The sequence below is a fragment of the Ruminococcus sp. XPD3002 genome, from assembly GCA_900119535.1.
GTDB classification, from domain to species: Bacteria; Bacillota; Clostridia; order Oscillospirales; family Ruminococcaceae; genus Ruminococcus; species Ruminococcus flavefaciens_H.
The window spans coordinates 94,438-106,357 of the sequence record FPJT01000011.1 but is presented as its reverse complement, the minus strand read 5'-3'; the positions used below and the strand labels follow the sequence as shown (position 1 = coordinate 106,357).

At 47.0% G+C, this 11,920-nt stretch carries 15 protein-coding genes; all 15 read right to left on the bottom strand.

Going from position 1 to position 11,920, the window contains the following annotated elements; translation table 11 throughout:
• Positions 1 to 6: 6 nt before the first annotated feature.
• The 15 genes from BT127_RS11170 to BT127_RS11100 all read right to left on the bottom strand — a co-directional run bounded on the left by BT127_RS11170 (position 7) and on the right by BT127_RS11100 (position 11,887).
• Positions 7 to 618 (bottom strand): hypothetical protein, encoded by a 612-nt coding sequence (locus tag BT127_RS11170; protein WP_075425084.1) that lies wholly within the window; start codon positions 616 to 618, stop codon positions 7 to 9.
• A 54-nt stretch (positions 619 to 672) separates the two neighbouring features.
• Positions 673 to 1,215 (bottom strand): signal peptidase I, encoded by a 543-nt coding sequence (locus tag BT127_RS11165; RefSeq protein WP_075425083.1) that lies wholly within the window; start codon positions 1,213 to 1,215, stop codon positions 673 to 675.
• Complete coding sequence (locus tag BT127_RS11160; protein WP_075425082.1) at positions 1,212 to 2,150, bottom strand: hypothetical protein; 939 nt, start codon at positions 2,148 to 2,150, stop codon at positions 1,212 to 1,214. Before BT127_RS11160 ends, BT127_RS11165 begins: the two co-directional genes overlap by 4 nt.
• Positions 2,151 to 2,335: 185 nt before the next feature.
• Entirely contained in the window at positions 2,336 to 3,178 is an 843-nt protein-coding gene (locus BT127_RS11155; RefSeq protein ID WP_075425081.1) for a hypothetical protein, read from the bottom strand.
• Positions 3,179 to 3,281: 103 nt separating this feature from the next.
• A complete protein-coding gene (locus tag BT127_RS11150; protein ID WP_075425080.1) occupies positions 3,282 to 3,929 on the bottom strand; it encodes a signal peptidase I in 648 nt (215 codons plus the stop codon).
• 584 nt (positions 3,930 to 4,513) lie between these two features.
• Positions 4,514 to 4,915: a 30S ribosomal protein S9 gene (gene rpsI, locus BT127_RS11145; RefSeq protein WP_075425079.1), complete on the bottom strand. Its 402-nt coding sequence runs from the start codon at positions 4,913 to 4,915 to the stop codon at positions 4,514 to 4,516.
• A gap of 18 nt (positions 4,916 to 4,933) precedes the next feature.
• On the bottom strand, positions 4,934 to 5,362 hold the full coding sequence (gene rplM / locus BT127_RS11140; protein ID WP_075425078.1) for a 50S ribosomal protein L13: 429 nt from the start codon (positions 5,360 to 5,362) through the stop codon (positions 4,934 to 4,936).
• A 380-nt stretch (positions 5,363 to 5,742) separates the two neighbouring features.
• Positions 5,743 to 6,573, bottom strand: a complete 831-nt coding sequence (locus tag BT127_RS11135; RefSeq protein WP_075425077.1) for a dockerin type I repeat-containing protein — start codon at positions 6,571 to 6,573, stop codon at positions 5,743 to 5,745.
• Positions 6,574 to 6,808: 235 nt separating this feature from the next.
• Positions 6,809 to 7,735, bottom strand: a complete 927-nt coding sequence (locus BT127_RS11130; RefSeq protein WP_075425076.1) for a hypothetical protein — start codon at positions 7,733 to 7,735, stop codon at positions 6,809 to 6,811.
• A gap of 1 nt (position 7,736) precedes the next feature.
• The gene (locus tag BT127_RS11125) at positions 7,737 to 8,129 is read right to left on the bottom strand and encodes a hypothetical protein (protein WP_075425075.1); all 393 of its coding nucleotides are present in this window, start codon (positions 8,127 to 8,129) and stop codon (positions 7,737 to 7,739) included.
• Positions 8,126 to 8,536 carry a hypothetical protein gene (locus BT127_RS11120; protein ID WP_075425074.1) on the bottom strand — a complete coding sequence of 137 codons (411 nt, stop codon included), beginning with the start codon at positions 8,534 to 8,536 and terminating at the stop codon, positions 8,126 to 8,128. Before BT127_RS11120 ends, BT127_RS11125 begins: the two co-directional genes overlap by 4 nt.
• Positions 8,533 to 8,898, bottom strand: a complete 366-nt coding sequence (locus tag BT127_RS11115; RefSeq protein WP_075425073.1) for a hypothetical protein — start codon at positions 8,896 to 8,898, stop codon at positions 8,533 to 8,535. Before BT127_RS11115 ends, BT127_RS11120 begins: the two co-directional genes overlap by 4 nt.
• An 8-nt stretch (positions 8,899 to 8,906) precedes the next feature.
• Positions 8,907 to 9,734 (bottom strand): hypothetical protein, encoded by an 828-nt coding sequence (locus tag BT127_RS11110; RefSeq protein WP_139275506.1) that lies wholly within the window; start codon positions 9,732 to 9,734, stop codon positions 8,907 to 8,909.
• A gap of 58 nt (positions 9,735 to 9,792) precedes the next feature.
• Positions 9,793 to 10,749, bottom strand: coding sequence for a phage major capsid protein (locus BT127_RS11105; RefSeq protein ID WP_075425071.1), 957 nt, complete (start codon positions 10,747 to 10,749; stop codon positions 9,793 to 9,795).
• A gap of 13 nt (positions 10,750 to 10,762) precedes the next feature.
• A complete protein-coding gene (locus BT127_RS11100) occupies positions 10,763 to 11,887 on the bottom strand; it encodes a phage portal protein (protein ID WP_075425070.1) in 1,125 nt (374 codons plus the stop codon).
• Positions 11,888 to 11,920 lie beyond the last annotated feature (33 nt).

Here is an 11,920-nt window from a genome sequence, read left to right as displayed (position 1 = left end):
CGCATATCAGTCTGTCTGTATCAGATAAGCATAGAATACCATGCTGAAGCTGCCCGAATTCTTTGTCTTATTGCTCTTATCCCTGAAATTCTCGCTTACGGCAAGCTCATCATCCTTGATGATATGTTCGATAAGAGTCTCGGTATGTGCAGGCAGCACATTTTTGTATTTATATATCCTTCCTCCGTGCATCGGAGCGATATCGTCGGACAGAGTCCAGTCGCTGCTGATACTGTAAGTTATCTCATCGGGAAGCCCGTCATCATTGACCTCGATATAGACAACGCCTGAAGCATCGCTGTTTCCGTCTATTGTAACAAAGGGATCCTTCGGGAGCTTTGTTCCCGGAACAACGATACTGTATTCGTTGCTGCTGACAGCTTTGGAAGTATCAAGCGAATAGACGCCGTTATCGTAAACTACTTTATGCTCTTTCACGGCTATCTCAGAGAAAGCCGCTGCACGAACTGCATCAGAGCGGTTATCCGAAACGATGAACTTTGCAAAAAGTCCGCTCACCCACCAAACCGATATCATAGTGAGTATGAAGAGGACAGCCGCTGCTCTGAGCAGATTATTATATGAGAGAAAGCCGTTTTTTCTGTTGGATCTGTTCACAGCGTTTCCTCCTTTATTATAAGATACCGTCGCTCATCGGACTCGGACGGCGTATCATTCCTCTTTAAGTTTTCTTATCTCTTCCTTTATTTTTTCCTGCTGAGCCAGTGCTTTTTTTCTTTCCGAAAGATAAGGTATCTCAAACAGCAGCACAGCAGCCGCTATCATCAGAAAGAACCCCGCAGGTGTCTTTATAAATCTTACAACAGCTCCTGCCGAACTGATACGAGCGGTCATTCTGCCCTTTATCATTTCCTTCCTTACGGGAGGATCGGGGACATTATTGGCATCGCCCTTTGTAGTATAGCTGTTGTCATCAGAGTCTATGATGCGGTGTATGACGAGACCGTTCCCGTCCTGATATACCACCACATCGCCTTTATTGTATGTATCGGCAGCCCTTACTATAACGAGGTCATCCACGCTTAGTTCGGGTTCCATACTGCCCGAAAGCACAACTGCTACACCTGTTCCGAAAGGCATCGGCATAGCGTTGCCTACAAGAGTCTCTGCGTTCCATATATAGAGTCTGTGACCTATGATAAGGCTTATAAAAGCAAGTATCAGGATACGCAGGATGCTGAATTTACGTTTCAAGTTTCAGTTTCCTCATCTTTTCTGTTTTTGGGACGCATTACGAACATGGCTATAAGCGCAGCCGTAAGTATCACAGGTATCATGCCGAGAGCAACACCTGTTTTCGGTGAAGCCACAGGTGAATACGGAGCTTCAAGTCCGTGCTCCTCCTGCTTTTCCGCAGGAGCTTCGGCAGCTTCTTCATCGTATGAAGCATAGGTGTTGATGCGTATGGTAAGAGCAAGATCGTCATCAACAGCCATATTGCCGAGCATTGTATCATAGTCATCGTTGTCCCACTCAAAGGGCCACTCCCATTTAAGGGTATAAACTGCGAATCTGCCAGCACTTAGCTGTGAATGTTCCGCAACGCTGTTAAGCGAATCGACCTTTGTAAGAGTGTCGCTGCTTCCGAGGATATACCTGTCTGTATGATCGTGAACGTTCACCTTTACGGGAAGTTCGAGGTCGGTACCCGTTACCTTTGCGGACATTGTCATGTCATATGCAAGAGGTACATCGCCCGTATTTTCAAGAGTGAACACATATTCTTCCGAAGTTCCGGGAGCTATGAGCTTATCGCCGTTCTCACTCTTTACGGTCATACCGTTCTCGCTGCTGTAGGTAAGGCGGAATATCTCCAGATCGGTATCCGATACCCACACCTTATCCTTGTCATATGTCCTGAATCCCGGAGATGCAAGCTGTACCACATTCGGAACATCATGCGCCGAAAGCTGTGAGGCACTGTCTCCGCCCGCAAGCTCCTGACGGGTTGATTCCGTAACTGTAGTAAGGTCTCTCGACTCCGTAAGCGGTATGACATTTCTGAATCCTTCGGGAGCATAAGCGGAAAGACGTGAGAAAAGGAGTGCAAACGAAGCAATATCACAGATTATCACCAATACCGCAGCAATGCCGAGAAATGATATCCTGTTATCCAATCTCTGTTTCAAATGTCTCCCCTCCTCTGCTCCGCAATGCGGAAAGAATGTATATATCGCACTTGCGGCAGTCCGACGAAGACAACAATGTCGGATCGGGCTGCCGCAAACATGTAGGCTGAGTACAGTCTCCGCTAAGCGAAGACCGTACCGCCCCACATTAATTATTCATTTTTTTATGGACTGTAAACCTGTTATCAGTCGACCTGAGTTACGCTGAGAGTGATCTTAACGCCTGTATTGAGGTTATAGTCTGTACCTGCTGTAAGGGTTGCCGCAGGTGTAAGTGTAGTACCTGCTGCAAGGTCACCCAGGAGAGTATCCTGCTTGTCGTGACCTGTATCTGTTGCTGCTGCACCGTACTCCCACTCCCATGTGAGCTTAAGTGTACCGATAGCAGCTGAGAGATCTGTATTTGCAGGATATGTAAGAGTTGTCAGACCGTTGAGGTAGTCTGTAACTTCCTTGAGTGTACCTGTCTTGCTGATACCTGCTGTACCTGTTGAAGTAAGAGTATACTGTACAGGATAATAGTCAGCAGCGTTATCGAATGTATCAGTCGAATTTCCTGTTGTCATATCAGGAAGGCCTGTCTTTGCCTTAAGGTAGATATCCTTAGCGGTCTGGTCAAAAGCAGCGCCTGCATCATCCTTAACGTCGAATGCGAGCTTTACAGCGACTTCAGGTGTGCCTGTAACTGTAAATGTAAGACCGTCTGTATTCTTTGTTCCGGGTGCTACAACATGGTCTGTACCGTCAACGCCGTTGCCGCTTGCATATGCTGCAGAAACAACAGAAAGTGATGCTGCATCAGCCTTGTTATCAGCGCTTACACCAGGTGTATTTGCAGTAGTCTTGTATGTATCGGAGAAAAGGTCTCCGTCTGCGGTAACAACTACTCCGAACTTTGCAACACGTGCTGTATCAGAGCCGCTGTCTTCTGTAACATACTTTGCATATGTTCCGCTTACTATGCTGGTGGATAATAATGTAGCTATAAGCATTCCACCTGCTGCTCTCATTGCCTTGTTTTTTCTCATAATTCATACCCCTTTCATATGGTTTTCGGTTTAAATGTTTTCTATTCTCCCTCTCGGAATAGCTTATGGTGGATAACGTATGGACCGTGAACAGTTTTCTTGTTTATTCTGTTCCGTCGGTTTTGTCTTTTTTCTGCGCCCTCAGCTCCTCGAGCTCTTTAAGGAGTGCAGCTGTATCCTGTTGATTCTGCTGTTCATGTTTCCTGCGGCGTATAAGGTCAAATCCCACAAGAAGTATAAGCGGGATTATGACACAGACTATGAGTCCTGCCGTTGTCTGCATGAACATAGCCGCATTGCCTGCGCCTGGGATACGTATTTTATATATACCTACGAGTTTATCCTCAGAGACTGCTTTTTTATCCTCTGTGTTATTCGCGTCACCCTTGGTCCTGAAGGAGAGAACTCCGTTCTCGGTCTCTACGGCTGTAACACGGTGTGTCAGTATGCTGCTGCCGTTTCCGTCGGGATCAAAGAAAGCGATTATATCACCTGTTTTAACGTCTCCACCGTCAATCTGCCTGACGATTATAAGATCGCCGCCGTTTATTTCAGGTTCCATGGACTTGGTGAGAACTATCAGCGGACAATATCCGCCAAGCTTCGGGACCTCGTCCTTATTGGTATAGCTTTTGACGATAAGAGTAATATTGATAACCAGTATCGGTATAAGTATTATACATATCAAAGCGCCGATCAACGTAAGTACTTTATGAGATACAGAAGAATCTTTTTCTTTCCTCTGAGCCATTGGGGAAATTCACTCTCCTTTGAATCATACCTTACAGTTTTTACGCTGCTGTATCATCGGCTGAAAATACATGATATATTTTTTTATTATTATACCATTTTTTAATGAAAATTTCACTTCTCATTTTACACAAACTTTATATATGCAAAATGTCAAATAGTGATAAAAAAGATTAATCATTAGTATAATGAACTTATTTTTATCCAATCCGTAATTTTTTGTTTCACCTTTTCATCACATTGAACAGTCCCGTTTATCCTCTTTAAGCCGCAGATCTCAAACAGAGTGTAACCCAGGTATATCCGCATTTTCTCCAGAATTTTCACATCAATATTTCCTTGCGTTTTATTTAGCTAACTAATTGATAGTAGTATCAAAAATATAACAAAAGGTATATTACAACCATCAGGTCTATATGTAACCATTATGCATAAACTTCACCATAACAATTTTGGCAATTATCCTGCTGACGAAATAATAGTCCTTATTATAAAAAACAAACCTCCCAGCAATGAACTGAGAGGCCTTTAGCTATAAAAAAGTACCTCTGCATAGCAAAGGTACTTTGATAATCGATAATAAACTTATCTCTTTGAGAACTGAGGAGCACGACGAGCAGCCTTGAGACCGTACTTCTTTCTCTCCTTCATACGTGGGTCACGAGTGAGGAATCCAGCCTTCTTGAGGGTTGGACGGAGCTCAGCATCGAACTCGAGGAGAGCACGTGAAAGACCGTGTCTGATAGCGCCAGCCTGACCTGTAACGCCGCCGCCAGCAACAGTACAAACGATATCGAACTTATCGAGGTTGTCTGTAAGAGCGAGAGGCTGACGAACGATGAGCTTAAGAGTCTCGAGACCGAAATAGTCATCGATACCTCTGCCGTTTATAGTAACATTGCCTGAACCTGGGTAGATTCTAACTCTTGCAACGGAGTGCTTTCTTCTACCTGTTCCGTAGTAGTATTTAACCTTTGATTCGTACATTTGAAAAGCCCTCCTTTATTAATACTCGTAAGCAACAGGCTTCTGAGCTTCCTGCTTATGGTTAGCGTCCTTATAAGTTCTGAGTCTCTTGAGCTGAGCTCTGCCGAGGCTGTTGTTAGGGAGCATACCGTTGATAGCGATAGCCATAGCTCTGTCAGCCTGATCAGCCATCATGTCCTTGTAAGAAATGGACTTGAGACCGCCGATCCAGCCTGTGTGCCAGTAGTACTTCTTCTGCTCGAGCTTTCTGCCTGTGAGAATAGCCTGAGCGCAGTTGATAACGATAACATGATCGCCGCAGTCTACGTTAGGAGTGTAGGTGGGCTTATGCTTACCTCTGAGAATGTGAGCTGCCTTAGCTGCAACGCGGCCGAGAGGCTGACCTGCAGCGTCAAGGATATACCATGTGCGGCTTACTTCAGCGGGTTTAGCCAGTGTAGTTGACATAATAATTTCCTCCGTTAGAATTATTTTCGTCAGGTACGGAGTTTTCCGAATTCCCGACAGTGCAAGAATTATTATAAACGAAAAGGAGGGATTTGTCAATAGGTTTTTCGGATTTTTTTCAAAGTATATCGTATTTTCTCATGATTTCTCTCTTGTTTTCTCGTTTTCTCTCGTGTTCTCGTGTTTGATTTCGAGAAATTCGGGTAGAAAAAGAGGATCGCTTTCTGCGGAATTATGTGCAGAATAACGGTGTTTACGTGTAAAAAGCGTGCAGTTCAGCTGTATCTCAGTTGTTCCGTGAACTTTCTAACGCATACAGTTGTAAATAATAAAGGCTCCCGATGAACGGGAGCCCTTTCGTATGTACAAAAAATTTATTATTATGTAAACTGGCAGTCAACAAGTCTCTGATAGCCATTAAGGTAGTTAGTGATCAGACTGTAGTCTGTACCGTTAACCTGTCCGTCGCCGTTAATATCAGCAGCATAGTAGGACTGCATCTTTCCGCCAAGGCTCTTGTGAACAGTTGGAAGAGCAATTCCCTGGTATACGTATCTGTAGATCCACTGACGGTCAGCTGAATTTACTACGCCGTCAAGATTGATGTCACCGATGCGTACAGTCATTGCCTTTACGCACAGATCACTCTTGAGAACATCCTTGTCAGCGTCCTCGTAAGCCTTAGACTCGTACTGAGAATACTCAGATACACTCATAAGCTGATTATTAGCATTGCGTATTCTGTAAGAATATTCAATTGAAGATCCGCTGTTCTCATTGTATTCATTGCCAATAGCCCAAGCGAGGTCATGTTCCTTATTATCCTTAGCCTCTGTTACTATCTGGCAGATCATACCGCTCTGCTTAGTTTTATTGGTTCTTCTTGTAGTCATAATGCCGAGTTCACCGTACTGTGTACCGCTTCCGTAAGGCTTAGCCCAGCTAAAGTTATTGAGGCAGCCATATGTGCGGACAGGTCCAACGATACCTGGTCCCTTTACAGGGCAGTAATGGTATGTATAGAAGCAGATTTCGAGTGAATCAAGCGCATTGCTTGTGTCATTAGCTGCGTCATAATAGAAATAAGTTCTGAATGTTGAATGCTTGTTGGATTCTGCTGCATTTACATTGAGAGTTGTTGACATTGCTGAAACAGCGCAGAGAGCTGCTGCTGCGATAGATGCTGCGATTTTTTTAAAATTCTTGTTCATTTTGATCATTATCCTTTATAGTATTTTCTGAGTTGTCGACATCTCTGTTATTAATTATAACACGTTACAAGAAATATTTTTCGTTTGTTGCATATAGTTAACTTTGACTTATGTATAAAAATTTCGTGTATTTAGTTATATATCATTGTTACATCTGTACATATCAAAGAAATTAATTATACTATATAATTCAGCATAAACAGAAATGTCTGTGATTGAAAGTCCACGCACCGGCTCAAACAGGGTAAAATTTGTCGTTGAATACCGATATTTCGGTGATTATACCGTTTCGTCCGCCCGTTATGGCTACGGAACCCACAGGCTTCTGCACGATGCTGTCAAAGGTCACATTATCGCCGATATCCTCGCCGTTGTAACCGTTATACGTACAGAAATGTCTGCGCCACGCTCTTGAAGCGAAGCTGCTTCGGTAGGTCAGAGCCTTCTGCGGATCGTACAGAAACTGCATATCAAGGTCGAACCAGCGGTGACGAACTATGTTCCTTGCGGTAACATCGGGATCGTTCAGGTCGTAGCTGCCGTACTGCTCGTCTATGTCAGCCATATGGAAGTCGCTCACAAGACGTTTCTCCGCAAGAGCGCTTCCCACAGAAAGCATATCGCCGCTTCCGTAGGAGAAGTCCGCAGGCTGTGCGAGCGGACTGAACATCACGCAGTTTGTACCGTGGATATAGGGGAATCTGCCGCTTTTCTTGTAGCACAGATTAACGATGCCGTCCCAGAGTGTTGAGCCCTTTTTCACGTAGATATAACCGCTGCTGTCGGAGCTTGCTTCATGGGTGACATAAGGGATGGGCAGCATGTTATCCATAAGACTGTCAATGGAGATATTGGTATACAGTCCCGGTTCGAGCTGATTCTGTGCAAGCATAGCAGTGAAGCTTTGTGAGCTGAGAACTCCCGTTCTGACTCCTCCCGTCTCCTCAACCGTAAGGCTGTCCACAGTACCGTGATGTATAAGATGTCCGCCTAAGATGAACCGAACCTCCGTTACCTGTGAGGGTACGGTATCATGTGCGATAAATCGTGCCGTAAGGGACGTATAAGGCGTATAGGCATCCTTTCGGAAGGTGAAAGCGAGTATGCAGCTTTCCGTGATATCGATGCCCTGTTCATTGCGGAAAACAAGCTGTGCCTGCATATCATACCACCTCCGCAGCGGTAACGGGTTCGGAGGAAATGAGCGTCACGGACACATAAAAGAAAGGTCCGCCCTTATCCTCTGCGGTGAATGAAGCCACCCTGCAGCCGCTGAAAACCGCTCCCCTGTAGGTAAAGGAGTAGACATTTGAAGCACCTGCCGCAGAGTCCGCTGCAATGATGAACCCGAGAGGTGTATCCTCCTCTGTGACTCTGCCCGTAAGGGTAATCTTTTTGGCATGGCGGCAGCAGTTCGTTATGGCGGTGTCGCCGCTTACCGTAGGCTGCTCGAACCACGCTGTCGAGTCGGTAACACGGAATTCCTCACAGTAGAGTGTCAGGCTGCCGAGAGTTACGGGCACTGCCTCACGGACATTGAAAGGTGTATCTTTCATTCGCCGCTCCTTTCTATACGTTCAACTCCGCAGACGGAAAAAGAAGCCGTAAGCACAAGTCGGCGGATATTTGAATCGTGCTTTACAGTGACCTTGCTGAGGCGGCAGTCCAGGTCGGAGAGACTGAGCAGAACAGGTTCTATATCGCTGCCGAAGTAGGAATACAGCCTGTCCAGACGGCTGTCCTCGGGAGCTGTAACGGAAAGCAGCACCTCGGACTTGAATGGCATAAACACGGTGTACTGCGAATAGATAGGTCTGCCGCACTCGAAACCGCCTATATCCGCAACAGTGAAGAAACCGCTGCTCTTTCGGCTTACGGGTATGGCATCAAATGCACTGTATATCTCGGTGACGCCGCTGTTTCTAAGCTCTGTCACGAGACTTTCGATGATGTTTCTTATCATAGTCTTTCACCTCCCGAAACGCCGATGAAAATGAATGAGTAAGGGTAAATAAGGTCCGAGCAGAGCTCGCAGTGGTCCCGAAGGAGCTTTTCCGCATAGGCAAGGGAAGAATCGTTCTCGGGAGTCACCATTTTTCCTGCGTAAGTCACCTTGTCGGACTGCGCCGAACAGAGGATAGTCCTTACACGGTAATTTGCGAAGGCAGCCGCAAGGAAGTCAAGGCGCACATCCGATGCGTCCGCATCGGGACGCAGAAGACGTGTCACCTCGGTCATGGCAAGGGTGATAACGGGAGCATATTTCTCGTTGGGCTCCTCACCCGAGAAAAGCTGAAACAGTGATTTTACGGATTCTAAGTTCATATTCCCTCCTATCTGACGGTGAAGCAGTTATCGTCCGATTCTTCGGTCTGCGGCATGAGTTGAACGGTTATGCCCTTTCTTCTGGGAGCGCTTTCGTATGCGGATTTAAGGGACACAAGACGTTCGGTCTCCATACCCTCGGTAATTATATCCGCAGCTTCAGCTGCCGCAAGTCCGCCTGTGAAGTAGGCAAGACGGCGGATATCGCTTCTGAGCTGACGGTCATTGCTGCTTTCCTGCTCAACGGGTGCAGAGCGATGCTCCCCGGAGGTACAGCGCTTTGTTACGCCTGCATTGACCTGTGCAGGTACAGCTACGAAGCTCCACTCGTATGCATCCGTTATGTCGGTAAGTACGGTATGGCAGAGCTGACCGTTATAGCTCTTTCCTTTAACGTGACTGCACTGGGAAACATTCTTGTCGCAGCCGCACACCGAGCAGATACGTCCTGCCGCCGAGCATGAGATGCTTACCTCCTTTTTGATGCCGCCGTCTATCTCGGCGATAAGGGCGGAATTCTCATCCGTCCTGACCATATAAGCCATAGCCTTAAGGTACTTATATGGCTTGCCGTACTTTGTGGAACGTTCCTCATCGGTAACAACTTCCGTGCGGAAGATACGTGCATTCTGGTTAGAAGCGGCAGAATCGTGGTCGAATATGCCTGTTTTGCCGATGAAGAGGTCCTTGAGCGAAACAAGCGCATCGTCGGAAAAGCGTTCGTTGTCACGGTCTATATCGTTATCGCAGAGGACTACAGAGAACACGAACAGTTCCTCCTCGGTAAAGGGACGGCGTGTGAATTTATTGATAAGATCAAGTGTTTTCTGATCCACAATATCACTCCTTTCTGAAGGCGGGAACGTCCCGAAGGACGTCCCCTCAATAAATGTATCAGCTGATAGTAAGAACCTTTACTGCCTCAGGTGTGATCTTTCTGAAGCCGCAGGTGATAGATACGGTTATCTGATCCAGCTGACGGTCGATGAGCTTGTCGGTTTCAAGCACGAGATCGCTGCTTGTGATGAATTCAAGTGCGAAACTCTTATCGATACCGATGATAGTTGAATCCGCTGCCGCAGAGGACTTGATAAGCTCGGAACCGAATGGAAGTACGATGCGTCCGTCGTTATCCGCACGGGTGTTTTTGAGCTGCTCCATAGCGGCTATCTTTGAAGCGTTTGCAGGAGAAGCAATAACAGCCGTCATGTCGAAGTATTCAAACTGACCGTAAAGCTCTGCAAGGTCAGCATAGGTAAGGTCGGAAGTAGAGATGCCCTGTGCATTTTCAGCAAGGACAGTTACCGCCTTTTTCACTACGGATGAAGCAAGCTTCACGCCGATGCTTCTGAGCATAACGCCGAATACGTCAAGACGCTGCTTTCTCACAGCCTCGTAGGAAGCGCTGATGCGTCTGCCGAACTTCTCCAGTGTTACGGGAGTTGTACCCTCGTAAACAGTAGCCTCGGGAAGGAGCTGAGCCTGTGTGGTTGTGGTATACTGAGCCGTATCCGTGAGCACACAGCCCAGATACTGGCTGCTCTCACTTACAGTCTTTGCAGCGCATACCGATGCAAGCACAGTTTCATCGAAGCCCTTTCTGATGCATCTTGTTACGTATTCGGGGAAGAGTACAGCGGTCTCGGTAGATGAGAAGAACTTCTCGACCTTATCGCAGTCTGGACCGCTTACCCTGATGTTGAAGCGCTTGAGCTGACGCTCGAAGGCATCGAGAGGTTCAAGGGGAGTGCCGAGATAAGCGGACGAGGGATCAAGCTCCTCAAGGGCAGCTGTGAAGGATTTTCCGCTGAGATTATAGAGTCCTTTTTCAAGTCTGATATCGTTATACATAATTTACCTCCTGTTATTCATCGCCGAGGCGCAGTTCAATTTCACGCGCCTGAGCGTTCTTAAGTCTTGTTTCTGCAAGGACTGATTCATCCTGCAGGTTGATGTTCTCCCATTCAACGGTACAGTCGGCGTCCGAACCTGACGAACGCAGGAAAGAGCGTCCTATATCGCGGATGACGGGCGTTAGAAGTCTGCGGTAATACTCCAGCTCAGAGGTGAGTATATCCGCCTGCTGAGAGGACATACGCTCGGTACTGCTCCAGCTGAGTCCCAGCAGGAAAGGCGGTATAGAGAGCTTTGCCACTATCTGTTCAAGAAGCTGTCGGACGGGTATATTCGTATCATAGAACTGATTGTCAGCACCGATGACCTTTATATCCACATCCCCTACTGCAACGAAGTCCTTTACCTGACCGTATTTTGCGGAGTTCATACCGTCCGCCCACTCTCTTGCTATCTGCATGGCGTGTTCACGGGTATTGGTAAGCTCCGAGCCGTTTTCGGGCTTGTATGTAACAGCATAGCGGACATTGCCTGCACGGTCGAAGTTCTGACCGATGCACTGGTATATCCTCATGAGTATTCCGCTTAGTGCAGGCAGTCCACGAAGCAGTGAAACACCGCCTGTAAGCGAAGCATAGATGATGTTTTCGGGATGAGTGAGCTTTTTCATACTGCCGTCGCTCTGTCTCAGGGAGTATTCCCTTGTAAATGGCGAGCTTCCTGCCGATACCGTTATCCTTGAAGGATCGGCTATCCAGAGTCCTGCGATACGTGAATTTTCCGTGTCGGGAACTATCTCACCTACTGCCGAGCCGTAGGTCAGCAGACTGTCAAGGAAGTTGTCCGCAAAAGTATTTACCGAGCGTCCCGTAAGACCTACGGGTACGTTATCGCAGAACTCATCCAGAGCCGCCTGCATTTTCTCATCCGAGCAGACCAGCCTGAAGCCGCCGGTAAGACGGATTATCTTCATGACCGCCGCATCGACGATAGGTACTGCACGGCGGAGCCTGTCAAAGAGTTCCTTCTCAACGGGATCTGCCGAAAACGGGAGTACGGGACAGCTTTCAGCTTCTCGTGATGCAGGGATGAGCTCGGGAGCTGCCCTGTCGTTTTTACGCTTGAAGAGTTTCATTTTTCCTCCTTACAGATGTATTGAACGGTGATG